Origin of the sequence: Coxiella endosymbiont of Ornithodoros maritimus (assembly GCF_907164965.1) — a bacterium.
Taxonomy (GTDB): Bacteria; Pseudomonadota; Gammaproteobacteria; order Coxiellales; family Coxiellaceae; genus Coxiella.
In genome coordinates this window covers 1-20,372 of sequence record NZ_CAJRAM010000027.1, presented here as the reverse complement: position 1 = coordinate 20,372, position 20,372 = coordinate 1, and the positions used below count along the sequence as shown (strand labels likewise).

Genomic DNA, 20,372 nt, shown 5'->3' with positions numbered 1-20,372 from the left:
ATCCTATACTGAAATAAAGTTGGGGAGTCGGACTACAAAGATGAAACTTAAGTTAGTTTCATTAGTTAGTTATTTCCTTATTTCATCAGTTTTTCTTTCAATATGCAGCACAAGCGCATACGCCATACGTGTTTAATATTAAGTAACGATGGGGTCTCTCCTTTGAGACTCTCAAGCCAACTGCGGAATTAGCGAAAGCAACTTTTTGCGGGAATCCGGAAGTTAATCCTATTCAAGCCAAGGGCTCAAGCAACATCACTTGCGGATCCCATTATGACCGTTGGGATCTTTATATATATATATATATATATATTACTCTAAGAGTCAGGAGGTTGGTATCGGTCTTAATCTAGGCGAACATTCACTGGATAACTGGTGCCAAAAACCAGGAGTGGAAGAGATATCATGGAATAAATTTTCGGCTTCTGGAATTTATCGCATTTGCAGAGAAGACAGAAAAGCGCAATCTATCTTTGTTAGGTACTCTGATTCACTCAATCCGTAAGTTTCTTACTTTATTAGACTTTATTGATCCCTAACCCGTAGGTTGGGCTCAGTAGTCGAAAATCTCTAATGCTATTAATAATGGTATAAAATCAAGATATTATTCCATTATCAATGGGGATATTATGGCGACGGTCTCTACACACTTGCTTAAAAATATCATTTCTGACCAGAGAGAAGAAGAAAGTATTACTCTTAATTATTATCACCGAAGCGTGGAGAAAAAACTAGAATCTTTAGTAAAAAAGTAAAGAAGTTACTGTAATCATGGGAGTTCGGCGCTATGGTAAATCTATTTTGATGCACAGTGTCCGAGTGAAAGCTAAAGAACAAGATTATTATTTTAACTTTGAAGATAATCGTTTAGCAACGTTCACTAACGATGACTCTCAGTTCCTTTATGAAGTCTTTTTAGAATTATATGGCAAACAAAACACTTTTTATTTTGATGAAATACAAAACATTCCCGGTTAAGAAGTGTTTGTTCGGCGATTATATAACGGTGGTAATAAAATTATAATCACAGGTTCAAATGCAACTTTATTTAGTGAGGAGTTAGGGACCCGATTAACTGGTCGTTACATGGATATCAGTATTTATCCATTTTCTTTTTATGAGTACGTGCATTATGAAGATTCTAATTTACTGGATCAAGAGAATCTATCAACTAAGTAAACTAGTAAAATCAAACAATTATTCAATAAATACTGCACCTCTGGTGGGGTACCAGAATATGTAGAAAATCACCAGATAGATTATTTACATACTTTGTACGAAAGCATTCTCTATCGCGATATTATTTCAAGATATAAATTACCAAATCCTATCGCTTTAAAAAAACTTATTTTTTTCATTTCCAGCAATTGCAGCAAGGAAACAACATACGTTGCATTAAAAAAATTATTGGGGCTAGGCAGCTCTACTACCGTGTCGGATTATTGTAGTTATCTTAAAAATAGCTATTTATACTTTTTTCTTAACAGATACAGTTCATCTGTAAAAGCGCAATTATTATTGCCTAAAAAAGTTTATTTTGTTGATCACTCATTAGCAAAAATACTCGGTTTCTATTTTAGTGATGACTATGGAAGGCTGTTGGAAAATATCGCGTTTATTGAATTAAAACACGATATAAAGCAATTTATTATCATAAGACTGAGAAAGAATGTGATTTTCTGGTTCAGGAAGGAATAAAAATTATTAAAGCAATTCAAGTTTGCCAAACGCTTTTTGATCCTAACACTAAAAAAAGAGAAATAGAGGGATTCCTTGAGGCTTTAGAAAGCTACAATCTCAAATAAGGTTATATTTTAACCGAAAGTGAAGAAGGTAATGAAACAACTATCAAAGGCAATAAAAAATATCGAATTCATATACTACCATTATGGAAATGGTTGCTGACTTAAATCAATGAGCCCAACCTACGGATTTTAACGAATGTATTGATTGTGAATATATCTTTAGAAAAAATTTTGATTTTTTATAATTACTTTGATCCTATCCATGAAAGTATGTGCATTACTTACTTTATTGCCCGTTCCTCATAATTTAATTGCTTTCAATTCTCCAGCCAGAATTAAACTCTTTAATAAGAGCCAACACAAAATAGCGTTCTGAGATCTGATACCGTATTTTACCACTGAAAAAAGGTGGCATTCTGCCGGGGTTGCGGCAAGTGTCATGGCCTTAACTGCTGTCAGCATTAAACCATCGATAACTCCCTATCACTCATCTTTTTACACCTTTGAGCAAAATAGTCTATTTATAGAAAGTGTTTTAAAAATCATTACACCGGCTGAAATCAATTCAAAAGGTGCTACCTTATCTCAAATTACTCAATCGTCAAAAACTTTTAATATTTTTTGTAAAATATATCACGCAGAGAGGAAGGGATGGACAAAAAACTATTTCAAAAATTGGCCATCAACGCCGTTAACTCATCCCATAAGTTCATTATTGTTAATTTTTGCCATAAATATATAAAGGAACAGGGTTGCGGTCATTTTTCGCCATTAGCCGCTTATAATACAAAAGCAGATCAATTTTTATTACTTGATGTTTCCCGCTATAAATATCTTCCATTTTAGGTTAAAACAGATGAAGTGTATCAAACACCAAGCAAAGGTAATGATCCAATCACCCACAGGTCAAAGGGTTTAGAATTGCATCTTCAAAAGGGCAACGGTTTTTACTTTATTTTCGGCTTCACACTTGAAGTCGGAGTCGTAGGAATATTCTGCGACTTTTGAGCGGACGATAATTTTAAATACGATGTCGCCAATGGAATTTAAGCGCGTGTAAAAATCAAATTGGGATCGGCGATAAGTACTCCTTCCCGAGTAGGAGTTGCTCTTCGTATCCCGATGGAGGCGGCAAATCCCATTTTGAATTTACGTTTAACTGCATCGGGATATTCTGAAAAAAGCTCTTCAAATCGATAATCAATACCGCTTAATTTTGTAAGACCGAATAAATTTCCAAATTGTTGATAGACAGTAAATAAATTCACTGGCACATTGAGATACAAATCAATGTATTGCTTAAATATACCTGCTTTCTCCAAGAAAACGCCCTCCGGAATGACGTGCACCCCTGCATCGGAAGTGTTTACTTTAATCTGTTTAGTTGCTAATGCTTCCTTTAACCAATTCAAAAAAGTATCAACATGAGTAGTAGCTGGGGAATCCTACAAATTCACTGGCAACGCTGGCAGGGTATTAAATAATCCATCGATATTTTTATGTTTAAATAATTGCAAAACATGTTCAAAACGCCCTCCTTTCTACCCTCATCATCGCGTAAACCTTGCATCCAATCGGAAAAAGACGGCATCTCGCTCGTCAACCATAAAAACCCTTCATCAGGCAATAATTGACGCACTAAAATAGGTGTGATTGAAGGAATATTACGCTGATAATACGACGAAAGTGGCATAATTTTATAATATTTTATTTCTACGTCATCGATTAAGGCCCCACTAAAAGGATTCCATTGTTTAATAAAATTGCCTTCCTCGTCAGTAATGAAAGTTTTCTAATTGACAACTGCATACGCTACTTCAAGCAATAATCCCGCTGAAAATAGGGCATAACGCTCCAGCGGTGTGGCTTCGGGATGATTCTGAATGTAGTGATTCAAGGAATTAATTCCCCGCAGCAAATCTTCATTCATTAAACTGCATAAAGGCTCGTCCAATCGAATCGGCAATACCTGGACGAATTCCACAAACCGGTACACCAAGGCTTCGTATAACTGAGCATACTGCTCTGTCGGAAATAAACTTAACGTTTCTATTTGCTGTAAGAGAAATTGGTAACGCCGATTCTTAAGTAACCCTGCGGCTGAAAATACCGGCACTAACATGCCGGGTTTGTAAAACTGATTCTTAGAGGTTTGATCATGATTTAATCTGACAAACATGACCTCCCCTTTTTTAATTTTTTTAAGAAAAAAGCATTGTCTCCTGAGGAGTCAACTTTTGATCATATTTAATATTTTATTAAGGAAAATAACCCATTCTTCCATCTTCCAACCCACTGAGGTATCCTAGCCAACTATGAATGAATCGTACCAACCCACCCTAATCGAACAACTGGCTCAAAAGTACTGGGAAGAGAAGGAGACTTTTGAAGTCAAGGAGGATTTAAGCAGGGAAAAATTTTATTGTCTATCCATGCTACCCTATCCCAGCGGCGATCTGCACATGGGGCATGTGCGCAATTATACGATTGGCGACGTTATCGCTCGCTACCAAATCCATAAAGGCCGAAATGTTTTACAGCCCATGGGCTGGGATGCTTTTGGACTGCCCGCGGAAAACGCAGCAATCCAGCGCGAACTTCCCCCTGCCGAATGGACGCGCAAGAACATTAAAAAAATGCGCAAACAATTAAAGCAGCTAGGTTTTGCTTACGGTTGGTCGCGCGAAATTACCACCTGTGATTCGACCTATTATCGATGGGAGCAATGGTTATTTTTGCAACTTTACAAAAAAGAGCTGGCTTACAAAAAAAAGGCCGTCGTTAATTGGGACCCTGTCGATCAAACTGTTTTAGCCAATGAACAAATTGTCGATGGTCGTGGATGGCGCTCGGGAGCGCTTGTAGAGCGTCGTGAAATTTCTCAATGGTTTTTAAAAATTACAGACTACAGTGAAGAATTGCTTAAAGATCTCGATGAATTAAAAGAGTGGCCAGAACAGGTCATTACCATGCAGCGCAATTGGATCGGTCAATCCCAAGGGGTGATCATTAACTTTAATCTTGAAAAAGGCCCTGATAAATTGCAGGTTTATACTACCCGACCGGACACATTAATGGGCGTTACCTATCTTGCCATTACACCCGAACACCCACTTACAAAAGAACGCGCTAAAAAAAGCAAGAAAATTGCAGTCTTTCTAAAAAAATGTAAACAAACGCGTGTAGCTGAAGCCGATATCGCTACGCAAGAAAAAGAAGGCATCGACAGCGGACTTTTTGCCGTTCACCCTATCTCTCAAGAAAAATTACCTATTTGGATCGCAAACTTCGTTTTAATGGAATATGCCTCCGGCGTTATCATGGCAGTACCAGCGCACGACGAACGGGATCATGAATTTGCCTTAAAATATGATTTACCTCTCAAGCCTGTGATTGAACCGACTGATGGCCACGATTGGGATTATAATCAAGCCGCCTACACCAATCCGGGGAAGCTGATTAATTCAGGTTCCTTTAACGATATCGATTCAAAAACTGCCTTTAAAGCTATCGCTGATTATTTAAAACTTAATGGCGCTGGTAGCCGACAAACCCATTATCGGCTACGTGATTGGGGAATCTCACGGCAACGCTACTGGGGAACGCCCATCCCTATTATCTATTGCAAAACCTGTGGAACAGTTCCCGTACCGGAAAATCAATTACCTGTTTTGTTGCCTGAAGATATTATTCCCACTGCTCATGGATCTCCTTTAAAAAAAGCAGCCAGTTTCTATAAAACCCGATGTCCTGTTTGCAATAAACCAGCGACCCGCGAGACCGACACCATGGATACCTTCGTTGAATCTTCCTGGTATTACGCTCGCTATAGTTGCCCGGATCAAGATAAAGTAATGCTGGATGATCGAGCGAAGTATTGGACGCCTGTCGATCAATACATCGGCGGTATCGAACACGCCGTCATGCATCTTCTCTATGCGAGATTCATGCACAAAATATTGCGTGATCTCGGTTTATTAAATTCAAACGAACCTTTTATTCGATTATTGACGCAAGGAATGGTCTTAAAAGACGGCGCAAAAATGTCTAAATCTAAAGGAAATGTCGTCACTCTCCAATCGCTCATCAAAAAATACGGCGTAGACACAGTTCGATTATTTATCATATTTGCTGCTCCGCCCGAACAAGACTTGGAGTGGTCCGATAGCGGGGTCGAGGGTGCTTATCGTTTTTTAAAAAAATTGTGGGGGTTTTCTTATCGGATTAAAGATGCTTTGCTCGTCATTAATCAACAAAAAGAGAGAAGCAATTACCAATGGGAAGCACCCGAGCATCGTCAACCCCGGCAGCAAATACACGAATGTTTACAACAAGCCAACATCGACATGGAACGCCTGCAATTTAATACTGTCGTTTCAGCCATAATGAAAATATTAAATATATTAATAAAGTTAACGACCGATAACGATGCTGAAACGCATTTAATTCGAGAAGGTGCAGAAATTTTATTGCGGCTTTTGTCACCGATTGCGCCACACATTAGTCACCACTTATGGCAATCCCTCGGATTCGGCGGCGATATTCTTGACACTCCGTGGCCTAAATCTGACCCTAAAGCATTACAAACCACTGAACTTGAATTAATTGTTCAAATTAACGGGAAACTTCGCGGCCGTATTCAAGTGTCAACAGAAGCATCCAAAGAAATTATCGAAAACACTGCATTAAATCAGGAAAATGTGCAACGCCACCTTACGGATAAAAAAATCAAAAAAGTTATCGTCGTTCCTAAAAAACTCATCAATATTGTGGTGTAACTGCATCATGAAAAAAATTCGGCTAATTACCCCCCTCCTGATGGTCATTTTTATTAGCAGCACTCTTCCCGCCTGTGGTTTTAAACCGCGCTCACCTAACGATATTCCACCACAACTACGTATTCTTTATTTAGACGTTCACAATCCTTATGATCCTTTAGTCGTTCAACTCAGCCGGACGTTACGCGCGCTCAATGTTGATTTAACTCAAACGCGAGAAGCTGCTCCAGTAACATTACGGGTTAGTCACATTAACTGGGAAACTGTGAACCCCACTATTTTATACAGTAGCAATGCCACAACTTATTCTTATACATTAAATGTGGATTTCGTTGTGGAAACACGAGACGGCCGGACAATTAAAGGTCCGCGAAATTTAACGCTAACCCGATCGCTACTGCAAAATGCGAATCAAGTTTACACGCCGAACGCTACTCGTTTGATGAAGCGAGAAATGACGCGGACAATGGTGACATTGATTTATAATTATTTGGTTGCAGGTTTAGCCCCCCCTCCCCCGAGGATTAGGAAGAGAGGAGTTTAACCATGCAACTCCTACAAAAACAGCTCGACAACCATTTAAACCGACAAGCGCTTCTTCCCCTTTATCTCATTTCCGGAGACATCCCGCTTCTCGTTCAGGAAACCCGCGACGCTGTCCGCGAAGCAGCTTGGCAGAAAGGCTTCCAGCAGTGTGAATTATTATTTGTTGAAACAGGATTCCATTGGCAAAGCCTAACACAATCTTTCAATAACTTCAGTTTATTAAGCAAGAAAACGCTTATTGAACTTCGCAATCCCAAAGCAAAATTCGATGAATCGGGAACACGGGCTTTATTACATTATCTTAACAACCCACCCGAGGATAAACGCTTAATAATTATCACTAATAAATTAACGGCCGCTCAACAAAAAACAAAATGGTATAAAGCCATCGACCGTTCAGGCGCCGTAATTTCCCTTTGGCCTTTATCAGGACAATTGCTACTGGCTTGGATTGAACAACGCTTAAAAAAAACAGGCTTAAAAGCTGATAATGAAAGTATTTCGCTTCTCGCTGAATTAACTGAAGGTAATTTATTAGCCACACACCAAGCTATCGAAAAATTACGCCTTCTTCACCAAGACAAATCTATCACTCCCAAAGCGATTATCGGAGTTGTTAACGATAACGCACGATTTACCATTTTCGATCTCACGGAAGCCGCCTTAATGGGCACAAAATCCCGTGTCGTTCGCATTTTAGCGAATTTATATTTTACCGACAAAGAAGCGGGGCTGCTGATATTATGGGCCATAACTCGCGAATTGCGTTTGCTGTATCCACTGGCCATTGACTATCAGCGAGGTAAACCGCTCACCAAGCTTCTCGCTTCCCAATGGCAAACACGTAAGCAGCCGCTAAGAATGGCGTTAACGCGCTTAAATACAACGATTATCGCTCAACTATTACAACAAGCAAAACGCATCGACCATATCCTCAAAGGCTTAACACCGGGCAACGCCTGGCAGGAATTAGAAACATTAAGTTTACGCATGGCCGGGGTTGAAAAGGGGCTCCTTTAAAATGTTTCCATTGCTCGGGTTATTTGGTGGCACTTTCGATCCTATTCACAATGGTCATTTAGCGCTAGCCAATGAATTAATACAGAAACTGCCATCGTTGACAGAAATTCAATTTATACCTTCTCGACAACCGCCCCATCGTCCACCTCCTATCGCCAGTCCAGCCGATCGCTTGGAAATGATCAAGCGCGCTATTGCAAACCAGCCTAATTTAGTTCTAAATAATGTCGAAATTAAAGGAAACGATATTTCTTATACTATTAACACGCTTAAAACCCTACGACCTTTATTTCCTACTCAGGCACTTTGCTTCATTCTTTCGACTGATGCTTTTGCTGATTTTAAGCATTGGCACCAATCTTCGGTAATTTTGGAATATTGCCATCTCATTGTAGTTAATCGTCCAAATTATCCTTTACCCCAACAACCGTGGTTGAGCGATCTTCTTTGTCACCATCAAACAGAAAATACTGAGGATCTTGGTCGATTCCAGTTCGGAAAAATATTCTTTCAAACGCTTTCTCCCCAGGCTATCAGCGCCACTCAAATCCGTTGCTATCTGCCTAAGAGCGATTATGAGATCGTAGCGCCTCTTTTGCCGAAAACTGCACTTGCTTACATTAAAGCGCATAAACTTTATCAAGAATAATTCACTCCTTACGCCAAAATAAAAAATTAATGTACTAAATTTTTTATAAATCTAAACTCAGAATAATGGAGAATATCTATCGAAATGATAAAATTCAATATTTGCTTATTGGCATTAGGGTTTACGGTTTCAGGAACTGGAGCGGCTTCAGCCGGACAAAAACCCCATCCAATAAGTCCGTGCAGTTAACGCAACTCGTTTTCGTGGTTTTTAGGTCTGCTACCCTGGGCGCTTCTATAATAGCCCTCACTGGCATCATCGTTATCGGCGTCATTTCGTCGGCTGCGCTATCTACCCCGTCCCTGTTTCCACTATGGCAAAAATCAATTTGGATGGTTCCGCTATTACAGGTACGCCCGACACGCTCTTTGGCGATGCAAGCGTTCTTTTTACTACAGATAAATAAAACCAATATAGTAGAATTGTTAACAGGCCCTAAGCGCATTATAGCTAAAGCTACAATGCGCTCTTTTACGATGATCCATTTCTTATTTCTTATCAAACACAAAAATATGGATGAAAAATATGGATGTGTTACTTCCCCACTCCCACAGCAAATGCAAACTTATAGGGAGGGTCGGTATGTTCATTATCAGGCGCCCCACAATGAAGGGAATGTCGTAATGCTTCTGAATTGATTCCTGAACACTTCACATAAGTAATTTTATGTCTTCTATTATCGACGATAGAGAATCCTACATACGAATAAAGTTTACCACCGCAACCGCACACTCCGGAAGCATGTGTTCTCCGTTCAAATGAATACGCTACTACCTTAAATGCCCCAAACTTAAATCCTTCACCGAGGGCTAACTTGTTTGAAATTCACAATCCCTTTATCATTAGGGATTTTTTACCCAAGGACTAATTTAATAATCCAATGAAAAATGCCGATCTTGCCAATTTAGTGATTAACACGCTTGATGAGCATAAAGCTCTTCAAATTACCGACCTTGATCTGAGGACGTTGACCGACCTGATGGATCGAATGATCGTCTGTAGCGCAACTTCAAAACGCCATGCTAGTGCACTTGCCGATAAAGTCATTCGGCGAGCAAAAGAAAATGGAATACGTCCGTTGGGCGTGGAAGGTAAAGCCGAGGCTGAATGGATTCTCATCGACCTTTACAATGTAATTGTGCACATCATGCTCCCCGAAGTCCGTGATTTCTACAATCTCGATAAGTTGTGGAGTGTTACGGAAACTGCCCACCAACAATATGAAAATTAGTGTGGTTGCCGTTGGAAAGCGTCTATCGGCTTGGATAAATGCTGGCTTTCAAAGCTACGCGATCGATTACCTCGCGATTTTGACTTAAATCTGATTGAAATAACAGCGTTTAAGCGCTCCAAAGGAGCCGATCTTAAAAAGTCATGCTTCAAGAAAGTCAACAGCTTCTCGATGCCGTTCCGAAAGAGTGTGAAATTATCGTTCTGGATCGCTTAGGAGAAGAAGTTGACACCCCGGGACCTTAGCTCAAAAAACTTTCACAATGGCGCCACGAAAATTGGTCGATTAGCTTGCTCATCGGCGGTCCCGAGGGTTTATCGGCTACTTGCATCGACAAAGCCACCCGATGGGTCTGGTCGCTCTCTGCGTTAACGTTGACGCACGCGTTGGCACGTGTCATTGTTGCTGAACAAATTTACCACGCGTGGAGTATGATAACGAATCATCCCTATCATCGATAGGTTGCTCAGAAAATAGACAATGATCGACATGAATAGAGAACGGCTGACAATTAAAAATATTCATCTTGAAACACACTTGTTCAAAAGTCGCTGCTTGACTGCCCTTATTCTACTTTTGATTTTTGCCTTTATCCTCATCGGAAGGTTAATCTATCTTCAGATCAAAAATCACCATTTTTATTCCACCCTTTCACGCCACAATCTATTAAATATTATTCCCATTGAACCGAACCGCGGTCTGATATTTGATCGAAATGGCGTGTTGTTAGCCAAAGATATCCCAACTTACATCTTAACCATCCTCCCCAATGGGACACATCACTTAAACGAAACCATAAGAGAACTCACTAAAATAATTCCCATTTCTTCCGATGAGATTAAACAATTTCATCATATCCTCTATCAATATCACCACTGCCAACCCGTCCCACTAAAATATGAATTAACAAACGAAGACGTTGCCCGTTTTTATGTAAACCAATATCGATTTCCCAACGTGCGGATTGAAACGCGAATGATGCGTTATTACCCGCTCGGGGACGTCAGCAGCGATCTAGTGGGGTACGTCGGTCGAATTAATGCTCGAGAACTGCAAAAGGTAAACAGCAACAATTACAGCGTCGATGACGATATCAGCAAAATGGGGATCGAAAAATTTTATAAAAATGAACTCCACGGCACAATGGGCGCTGAAGAAGCTGAAATCAATGCCAGTGGACGGATCGTTCGTATATTAAAAAGCGTACCGCCTACACCAGGAATTAACATCTATCTCACTATTGATAGCAATCTTCAGGCCGAAGCAAGAAAAGCCCTGAGTGATGAGAGCGGTGCTATCGTTGCCATCCAACCCAGCACAGGACAGGTTTTGGCGTTGGTTACCAAGCCAAGCTTTGACCCTAACCCCTTCATCTCTGGCTTGAGCCAACAATACTATCAAAAATTAGTAAACTCGCCGCAGCACCCCCTCTACAATCGAGCGGTCCGCGGGCAATTTGCCGCAGGCTCAACGGTTAAGCCTTTTTTAGCTCTTTTCGGTTTGGATATGGGAATCATCACCCCTCAATACCGAATTTACGATCCGGGGTGGTTTCAGTTACACAACACCCAACATATTTATCACGATTGGCGAGAACGGGGACACGGCTGGGTTAACGTCGTCAAAGCGATCGCGGTCTCTTGTGATGTTTACTTCTATAATCTAGCAGTGGTGCTGGGTATTAAACGGATGGACGATATCCTCCAGCGCTTCGGGTTTGGCCAACTAACGGGGATCGATTTGCCTGAAGAGGTCCCCGGGCTTGTTCCCTCTCCGCGCTGGAAAATGGGGACGCAAGGTAAACCTTGGTATACCGGCGATACCATTGAAGCTGGCATTGGTCAGGGATTTTTCCTAGTCACCCCTTTGCAGCTCGCACAAGCGACAGCGATTCTTGCCGAACACGGCAAACGCTATCGGCCAACGCTGTTATTGAAGAGTGTGGAGCCCACGGGAAAAGTCAACGTTCAACAGGCAATCCCCGAAGCACCCATTCTTTTGAAGAACCCTGATAATTGGGATATTGTTATCCATGCGATGCAAGACGTGGTGGATAAGCCATGGGGAACAGCTGATTTCTTTGGTAGACATCCTGATTTTACGGTGGCTGCCAAAACAGGCACCGCCCAGGTCTACGGGCACCAGCGCGACGAAGATAAAAGCCGTACCAATATTCCCAAGCGCTTACGCAACAACCACCTTTTTATTGCTTTTGCGCCGGTCAAGAACCCGCAAATAGCTATTGCAGTAGTGGTTGAACATGGCGCAATGGCTTATAAAATGGCAGGAGAAATCATTAATTATTACTTCAAACATCGGCAAAAATGATTTCCCTTCTTTCTCGTAGGGAGAAAGGTAAAAGAGGTTATATTGACAACACGCGCTCATCTGCTTAACAAATTGAACTCCGATTCCCGCCTTAAACGGCGTATGGTTCACTTCCGCTGGCAAGCCCTACCTATCGATCCCTTACTTTTAATTTTTGTTTTTCTGCTCGTCAATGTCGGACTTTTTATTTTATTTAGCGCGAGCAATCAAAACGTCAGTGTTATGCTTAAACAAACGGTGTGGTTGCTGATCGGTTTTTTAGTCATGCTTATTTTTGCCTATATTCCTCCTAAATTTTATTATCACTGGACACCATGGATATTTAGCGTCGGATTATTATTGTTAATCGGAGTATTGATTTTTGGAAATATTAGTAAGGGTGCCCGCCGGTGGTTCGATTTAGGTTTTTTCCATTTACAACCTTCCGAAATCATGAAACTCGCGATGCCGATGATGTTATCGTATTATTTTGATAAAAAACAACTTCCTCCAAAAATCAAACCGCTCATCATTTCTCTAATTTTATTGGTTTTTCCGTTAATTCTGACCGCAAAACAGCCCGACTTAGGAACGGCAATTATCATTGCTGCTGCGGGTCTTTGTGTTCTATTATTAGCTGGATTAAATTGGAAATTAATTCTCGTTTTTTTATCCTTGGGTGCGCTAAGTACCCCCATTCTTTGGCACTTCATGCACGGCTATCAAAAAGAACGTGTTCTAACCTTTCTCAATCCCGAGCGAGACCCACTGGGAAGTGGCTATCATATTATTCAATCAAAAATTGCCATCGGTTCCGGTGGCTTGTTTGGTAAAGGCTGGCTGCATGGAACACAGTCTCATCTACAATTCCTACCGGCCCATGCGACCGACTTTATTTTCGCCGTGACGGGCGAGGAATTGGGATTAATTGGCTGCCTTGCTTTGCTCATTCTATTTTTAGCCATTTTCGGCCGCGGATTTTACATTAGCAGTCAAGCGCAAGATACATTTACGCGCTTATTAAGCGGAAGCTTAAGTTTAACTTTTATTTTATGCACGTTTATTAATATTGGAATGGTCGTTGGAATTTTGCCAGTCGTTGGCGTTCCGCTTCCATTAATTAGTTATGGCGGCAGTTCAATCATTACAATGATGGCTGGATTTGGTATGATTATGTCCATCCACACACATCGAAAATTATGGCCCAGTTGAGCCGTCATGCCACCTGCGGGGGAATGACTGCGTGAAAAGACACGGCAAGCCGTGGAAATAAATTTAATAAAGGATATTTATGTTAAATTGGCTTCAAAGGGGATTTTGTACGTTGTTATTGTTGTTCGCCACACCAATATTAAGTACCGAAATGAAAAAGCAAAGCACAGTGGCACAAAAAGAAAAAACTTTCATTAATTACATGGCAAAGCGTTATCACTTCAAACGTGAAAAACTGGTCGCTGCACTTTCTCAAGCGAAATACGATGAAGAAGTGATTTTCCATATCACTCATCCTTATGAAGAAAAACTGTGGTACGTTTATCGTCACTATTTTATAACCGAAAAGCGGATCCAAAACGGTATCAATTATTGGAAAGTCCATGCAAGAGCGTTGGAATATGCCAAACGCCGGTATGGCGTCCCACCCGCTGTTATCGTCGCCATCATTGGAATTGAAACCAATTATAAAGAACGTATCGGAAAATATTCCGCCCTCAACGCATTAACGACCTTGGCTTTCCATTATAATCATCGGACGAAGTTTTTCACCCGAGAGCTCGCTCAATTTTTTTTGCTTATTGAAGAACAGCGCTTACCCCTTCCCTTATTAAGAAGCTCTTACGCTGGCGCTATTGGAATTCCTCAATTTATGCCTAGTACTTACCGGCATTACGCAGTTACCTATACCAAGCAGAGCCACATTGACCTCATGAATAACGACGAAGACGCCATTGTTAGTATTGCAAACTTTCTACATACCCACGGCTGGCATAAAAATCAACCTATTGCCTGTGCTTTTAGCAGCAAAAAACCCCTCAACCCGCAGTTGATCTCCAAAAGGACTATTCCAAAAATTTCTATTAAGCAATTGAAAAATAAGGGAATTATACCATCTATTCCGATACCTGATACTAAAAAAGTGGCCATTATCCAACTGAAAATGGAAAATAGCCATGAAAAATGGCTCGTCTTTGCTAATTTTAGTGTGATTATGCGGTATAATCCGTGTATAATTTATGCAATGGCCGTTTATCAATTAAGTCAAGCCCTTCAAAAACGATATGACCAACAAACTCCTGGAACGCGCAATTCAACAACACCAACAAGGAAGCCTCAAAAACGCTCTTAAGAATTACCATAAGGTACTTCTGGATGATCCCAAGCTTACACGGTGCAGGAATTGCCTTATCTCAGTTAGGTCGTAATGATGAAGCCCTTCGCTATATCGATCGTGCTCTTCTTCTAGAGCCCCAAAACGCCACTTTTCAAAATAGCCGGGAGCATATATCATATATTGTCCCAACATGGAAAATTAGTGGAAGCTACCATCGCTTACGATCAGGCTATCCAATTACAACCGGATTATGCCACGGCCTACAATAATATTGCCAATTGTTTTTTTCGACAAAAAAAATTTGATAATGCTAAAAAAGCCTATCAAAAGGCTATTGCTTTGAAACCGCATTTTTCAAACGCACACTTCAATTATGCGCGGCTTTTAATCGAACTTGAAAACTACCATCAAGCTATTGCCGAATTAAAAAGAATTATTGCGATATCCTCGCAGCATTCCGCTGCTTTTAGTCAACTCGCTCACATTTATATGTATCTGGGCGATTTCTCAAAGGCGATTACTTACTACAAAAAACGCTTAACGCTAGAACCAAAAAATGTGGATGCTCAATACGATTGTGGATTGGCTCATCTTAAAGATAATCAATTTGAAAAAGCCATTGACTATTTTACGAATGCGCTCTCGTTAAATTCGGAACACCCCGATTGCCATTACAGCTTAGCCACTGCTTATCTTCAGCGGGGGGAGCCTAAAGAAGCGCTCCTTCATTATTTACGGTAATTGAAAAAAAACCGCAAATAAAATGCTATTATAACATCGGTGTTTTACACTTGTATCAAGAACAGCATTGGGAAGCCATTGATTATTTCAAACAAGCGCTCACCTTAGACTCTAATTATCGTGAGGCTCACTTAAATATCGCGGCGGTTTATTTAAAAATAAATCAAATAAAACAGGCCATTGAACACTACAAATCCGCCTTGCTCCTAAAGCCGAACGACTCTGAAATCGAACATATTTTAACAGCACTCCAAAAAAAAGAAGTCCCAGCGCACGCGCCCGATTCGTACGTTCGTCATTTATTTAACGAATATGCCACTTATTACGACCAGCATTTAACCTTGCATTTGCAATACCAAGTCGCTCAAAAGCTTTATCAAGCCGTTGAAACTGAATCAAATGGCGGCAAGACCAAATAGCGAATTTTAGATTTAGGCTGCGGAACAGGACTTTGCGCTGAACTTTTTAAATCAATGGCTAAAGAATTAATCGGTATTGATGCTTCAGAAAAGATGCTCATCATTGCTGGAAATAAAAATATTTACGATAAACTTGAAAATCAAGGTTGCAGGAGGCGTTAGATAAACACCAGGGATTCAATCTTATTTTAGCAGGCGACGTTTTCACCTACATTGGCGAGCTGGATGATATCTTCAAAAAAGTAAAAAAAATTAGTTGCAAAGGTATTTTTTGCGTTCACAGTCAAGAAAACACATCGATTTCCTTATGGATTATTACAAACGATTCGTTATTCTCATTCTAAAAAATACATAAATGCCCTAATCAAAAAAATGATTTTAAACTTCTGTGTTTTGATAATATCGTTTTACGAAATCAAAAAGGGAAAGCAATTGAAGGGTACCTTGTTTTACTAGAACATACTACTAAAGGCGAGTAATGCCAAACCATACAAGCTTCTCCTTGAAGAAATTAAGCTTATCCGAACACGAGAAAAAAGAGCTAAAAAAAAGACTCCAAAGCTATTTTGGATATTTTCAAATCTTACCTCGAAACTTACTTTACTATCCAAAAAGCGTCAATAAAGCCACATGACAATACATTGAAAACGATACAAAAAAATTATTAACTACACTTATTATTAACTTTTAGCTTGAACACACAGAGCCACTACTCGTTTACGAGCCCGGAAGTGGTGCAAATACTGTTAACTACTTACTCGTTAAAATTTATTGTACTTATAAAAAAATTTCCTTTGATTATATAGCGCTTGATATTGATCAGGGCTATGCAAAAGAATGGGAGCTGCTCAAGGGTACTGGCAATTTACGTTCTGTTAGAAAAAACATAGGAAACTATACTTCCCCTCAATGCGATTTGATTATTCGTCACACCCTCTAATCAGCGATGAAACCTCACTTTATCAATCAGTCCGCTTGTCTTTCTTTAGTTTTTTAATAAAGCAAGTTCCTTTTAAAAAAAATACTTCTCGTTTATGGATAGGCTGTAACGATGATGAGGACGCAAAGGTTCTCCGGGAAATTTCATCGAATAACAAGCTTAAATTAACAAATCAAACGGATAGATTCCTAAATAGGGATTCCTATGAAGGATCTATCCTTTCATTTAAGCGGACGTGATTTTGATTTAACAGCAAGAAAATTTTCACTCAAATCTGCAAATTTTGGACTTTGGTTATCAAATTTTTATTTTAAAGTCCGATAATCAAGATCATATCATTACCTACAGGTGGTAAAGACAAAACCTAAAATTGAAAGGGGTGTGACTGGTGTGGAATGATACGTCAAAGACTTGACCCTATCGCTTTACCGTTCTTTAAGTTTATAACCTATCGCCGTCAAACGTTTTACTAATGATGGATGAGAAGAAAATAAATCGCTCAACGAATGCATCGGTTGGATACCCACTGTTACGGATCAAAAATATAAGCGGCTTGCTGGAGGCTTTCGTAGAAAGTTTGTGGGTATTCCCGTATGCGACTGAGGTATAGCATTAAAATAACCGTTAAAAGTGGCCTCCAATAACGCAATAAAAATAAACAGCCGGTTTCGTCTCTCACCACTTTCTTGAGAGCGTCCACCATACATAGCACTAAAAAAGAGAATATCAACGGCAATCAATAAAATGTTAGCCAAAACTGAAGCCATTAACGTCAATTTAATATCCATATGGCGAATATGACTAAGCTCATGTGCCATCATCACCCCCAATTCGCTGCGATCTAATTTGTACAAAAGGCCTTTCGTAACAGCTACCATCGCTAATTTTTCACTATAACCGCTCGCAAAGGCATTCATGTAATCTGCCTAAATAAGATAAACTTTTGGCATAAACTTAAGTGGCGGTGCGATTCTTAATTCTTCTACAACATTGTAAAGAGCGTTTTTTTCTAGCGTTTTTGTACTCTCAGGAGTAATTCTCACGGTAATTGACGCCTAATAGTATTAGCTTGTGGTTAAAAGTAAATGTCAGGTACAACGAAATTAATGCAATTAAACCAGTGAGTACCATTGGGGTTGGAAAAATTTTGAAAATCAGCAACACCATCAATAATTGCGATAAAGAAACGTTTGGATAACGTAACGAATTAATGTAAAAATTAATTAATAATCCGATCTCTAAATAAATTGCCAGGAAAGTTGAAATCACATACCGGGTATCCTATCGATTACGCTGCAGCAATTGACACCAGTCAACCAAATCCGCTTTAAAATCATGAATTGAATCCATCAGAAAAAATATACAATTTTACTTTATAATCTTCTTGCTTAATTATTTTCTTAGGTGACAATTTCGAACAGGGGAAATCAAAATTCAACTTACTAGGAAATGCACCGACCACTATTGAAGGAAAAACCATTTTTTCTTTGCATTATAGCGTTCCACACTATCGTTGTAAGCTTGCTTTGCGTACGCCAGTTTATTTTCCGTGTTTAGAATAGTTTATTGTAATTGAAAGGTATTTTGCTTAGCTTCTAAATCCGGGTATTGTTCAAGAAAAGATGTAATCTTGATAATATTGTCGATATTTTATTTTCCACTTTCATAGGCTCGTTGTTATTCCCTGCTTACTTCGCCATGACTCTTGGCAACAATCGACGATACAAGAACAACGAAAGCAATGAAGAACAGGTCCCTGATGAATAAAACATTCATTTGATCTGTTCAGCAATTAATTCTGAAAACTCAAGTGTAAAAAAATCAAACGAACCTTCATAAGTAGTGACAAGATCAAGAAAAGCTTCGTTAAGCTCAATCACTGCTGTAAGCATTGACAAAACATAAAGTGCTTTCCACTTATACGAACTTCTATTTTTTTAAGTAATTGTAGAATTCAGAAAATTGAATACATATATTTGAAAAACGATACTTGTGTAAGCAAGAAAATTTAAAATAAATAATTTCTTTAATTTCGATACCAAATAAATAATAAATATAAAGAAAATACATAATACTTAAGGTGAATAAAATTTCTCGCACACATTGCCAAGAATAGTTCTGTCTAAACATATTGGTTTCTAATAAAAAGTGACTTACATCATTTACTACTAAAGAACTTTATAAATCGACTCCAAAAATAATTCCCAAATTAATACTGGTCGTTTAAATTCCCTCGCTAGCACTGAACCTTCCATAGAAAAAACTGCGATCCGTCAGCAATACCGATAGTTGATGCAATAAAGTTAGCTATTGTCGGAGATGAATCTGAATCCAGAAATAACCAATAGACTGCTGCTCGTGTTATTAATCCATCTAAAATTACCGAAACAGCCGTATAAATCCAAAATAAAACTTTTTTTATTTAAATGACACGACGCTCCTGGCAATCCTATAAATGAACGTAAATCCAATAAAGAGCATAACTTTTTCCAATCATAATCATAATAGCCACGTAAAATTGATCTGGCAAAGAGATACAAAAATATCTGAAGCGAGTTAAGCTCATCTAATAAACAAAAATTATTATCGATACCAATAACTGATAAGATATTTTTCTTTTCTTTAAAAGTCCTTAGGTATCTCAACATTCGAACAAAAGAATGATTGATATTTTCTTCTCTTCCTTCGTCAAGGTAGAGACCGTTAATACAAATAGTATCCGAATTAAGTTTTTCAATCTCAAAAATCAAAACCGGCTCTGAACCCTCATTAACTTTTTGTTCGACATTAATATGATCAATACTTTCTTATCTGCGCCGGGATGGCGACAGTTCCAGTAATTCAAAATCTAACTTAGTAAAATATCTTTGTAGATGTGAGGTAATCCGGTTTCATTTAGTTATATCGTCCCACACAAAAAACTTGGTTTTTCGATAGGAGGAAGCGAAGTGTAATCTGTTTCCATTTCAGACTGTGCGGCTTCATACTTTCTTTCAAAGATTTTATTTCCTTTCGTTTTTTTATTTTTTGACAGTTAACATTCGTATTTTTTCTTTAAGTCTATTGTTATCATAAGTTAATTCTTTATTATCAATTTCAAGGGCTTGAACTTTACTAATTAACCCCTGGTTATCTTTGCTAAGATTTTTTTCGCTTTCTTAAGAACTTCATTTTCTACATCTAATTCTTCTTTTGCATTTATTTGACAGTGAAAAATTTCATAAAGTTCTTCGTATTCCTTGATTCTTTCCTCTTTCTTCGCCTTTGGGATAAAACGAGCCTGTTGTACGCTTTCCCTGAATCCCCGGATTATTTCATCAAATAGCTCGCCAGGTTGCATCGCCGCTCCCTATGCCTCTTCGGTTTTTTATACTTTCACGTACTTACTTATCTTTCCTCACTTTCTTGTAGGCGCTTTATCTAATTGATATAACGAATACTTCATATTCATGGTAATGAGTAGTAGAGGTTAAATAGATCAATCGCTTCAAAGCCTAAAGCCCAACATTAGTTTTAAGTCTTTTAATTAAGATTTAGTTAAGTAAGAACAGAAGGTTTCATCGAAAAATTTCCCCGTACACGAAGGAAAGCGATGAATTTATCTTCTGAGCAGGCGGAATTAATGGAAAGGTTTGTTTTAATTGAAGCAATTGATTATAGGGGTTGA

The 20,372-nt window shown here is 39.1% G+C and carries 10 protein-coding genes and 9 pseudogenes; 15 read left to right on the top strand and 4 right to left on the bottom strand.

All coding sequences use genetic code 11. The features are described from left to right. Positions 1–40 precede the first annotated feature (40 nt). From OWO34_RS02765 to OWO34_RS02750, 4 genes and pseudogenes are all read left to right on the top strand, one after another. A pseudogene (locus OWO34_RS02765) lies at positions 41–505 on the top strand (hypothetical protein). Between the two features lie 124 nt (positions 506–629). After that, a pseudogene (locus OWO34_RS02760) lies at positions 630–1,910 on the top strand (ATP-binding protein). A 274-nt stretch (positions 1,911–2,184) separates the two neighbouring features. Further along, positions 2,185–2,487 (top strand): hypothetical protein, encoded by a 303-nt coding sequence (locus tag OWO34_RS02755; protein WP_267256485.1) that lies wholly within the window; start codon positions 2,185–2,187, stop codon positions 2,485–2,487. Then, complete coding sequence (locus tag OWO34_RS02750; protein ID WP_267256484.1) at positions 2,397–2,591, top strand: phytochelatin synthase family protein; 195 nt, start codon at positions 2,397–2,399, stop codon at positions 2,589–2,591. Before OWO34_RS02755 ends, OWO34_RS02750 begins: the two co-directional genes overlap by 91 nt. A 101-nt stretch (positions 2,592–2,692) precedes the next feature. On the opposite strand, the pseudogene OWO34_RS02745 reads toward OWO34_RS02750, so the two are convergent. Further along, a pseudogene (locus OWO34_RS02745) lies at positions 2,693–3,924 on the bottom strand (conjugal transfer nickase/helicase domain-containing protein). A gap of 136 nt (positions 3,925–4,060) precedes the next feature. Between OWO34_RS02745 and leuS the strand changes: the two are divergent. The 11 genes and pseudogenes from leuS to OWO34_RS02690 all read left to right on the top strand — a co-directional run bounded on the left by leuS (position 4,061) and on the right by OWO34_RS02690 (position 16,244). After that, positions 4,061–6,523, top strand: coding sequence for a leucine--tRNA ligase (gene leuS / locus OWO34_RS02740; RefSeq protein ID WP_267256483.1), 2,463 nt, complete (start codon positions 4,061–4,063; stop codon positions 6,521–6,523). Then, entirely contained in the window at positions 6,513–7,067 is a 555-nt protein-coding gene (locus OWO34_RS02735) for an LPS-assembly lipoprotein LptE (protein WP_267256482.1), read from the top strand. The genes leuS and OWO34_RS02735 overlap by 11 nt, the downstream gene beginning before the upstream one ends. A gap of 2 nt (positions 7,068–7,069) precedes the next feature. After that, positions 7,070–8,089 carry a DNA polymerase III subunit delta gene (holA, locus tag OWO34_RS02730; RefSeq protein WP_267256481.1) on the top strand — a complete coding sequence of 340 codons (1,020 nt, stop codon included), beginning with the start codon at positions 7,070–7,072 and terminating at the stop codon, positions 8,087–8,089. Continuing rightward, entirely contained in the window at positions 8,070–8,738 is a 669-nt protein-coding gene (nadD, locus tag OWO34_RS02725) for a nicotinate-nucleotide adenylyltransferase (RefSeq protein WP_267256480.1), read from the top strand. The genes holA and nadD overlap by 20 nt, the downstream gene beginning before the upstream one ends. Positions 8,739–8,941: 203 nt before the next feature. Next, a pseudogene (locus tag OWO34_RS02720) lies at positions 8,942–9,144 on the top strand (hypothetical protein). 474 nt (positions 9,145–9,618) lie between these two features. Next, positions 9,619–9,969 (top strand): ribosome silencing factor, encoded by a 351-nt coding sequence (gene rsfS / locus OWO34_RS02715; protein ID WP_267256479.1) that lies wholly within the window; start codon positions 9,619–9,621, stop codon positions 9,967–9,969. After that, positions 9,959–10,430 (top strand): annotated as a pseudogene (gene rlmH / locus OWO34_RS02710) (23S rRNA (pseudouridine(1915)-N(3))-methyltransferase RlmH). Before rsfS ends, rlmH begins: the two are co-directional and overlap by 11 nt. Positions 10,431–10,449: 19 nt before the next feature. Continuing rightward, the gene (gene mrdA, locus OWO34_RS02705; protein WP_267256478.1) at positions 10,450–12,297 is read left to right on the top strand and encodes a penicillin-binding protein 2; all 1,848 of its coding nucleotides are present in this window, start codon (positions 10,450–10,452) and stop codon (positions 12,295–12,297) included. Between the two features lie 42 nt (positions 12,298–12,339). Next, positions 12,340–13,488, top strand: coding sequence for a rod shape-determining protein RodA (gene rodA, locus OWO34_RS02700; RefSeq protein WP_267256477.1), 1,149 nt, complete (start codon positions 12,340–12,342; stop codon positions 13,486–13,488). 79 nt (positions 13,489–13,567) lie between these two features. After that, complete coding sequence (mltB, locus tag OWO34_RS02695; protein WP_267256476.1) at positions 13,568–14,620, top strand: lytic murein transglycosylase B; 1,053 nt, start codon at positions 13,568–13,570, stop codon at positions 14,618–14,620. Then, positions 14,553–16,244 (top strand): annotated as a pseudogene (locus tag OWO34_RS02690) (tetratricopeptide repeat protein). Before mltB ends, OWO34_RS02690 begins: the two are co-directional and overlap by 68 nt. 886 nt (positions 16,245–17,130) lie before the next feature. On the opposite strand, the pseudogene htpX reads toward OWO34_RS02690, so the two are convergent. The 3 pseudogenes from htpX to OWO34_RS02680 form a co-directional block, all read right to left on the bottom strand. After that, a pseudogene (htpX, locus tag OWO34_RS02685) lies at positions 17,131–18,055 on the bottom strand (zinc metalloprotease HtpX). After that, positions 18,039–18,393: pseudogene (locus OWO34_RS09715) on the bottom strand (LemA family protein); the annotation flags it as partial. The pseudogenes OWO34_RS09715 and htpX, both read right to left, overlap by 17 nt. 9 nt (positions 18,394–18,402) lie before the next feature. Further along, positions 18,403–20,045 (bottom strand): annotated as a pseudogene (locus tag OWO34_RS02680) (hypothetical protein); the annotation flags it as partial. Positions 20,046–20,372: the final 327 nt, after the last annotated feature.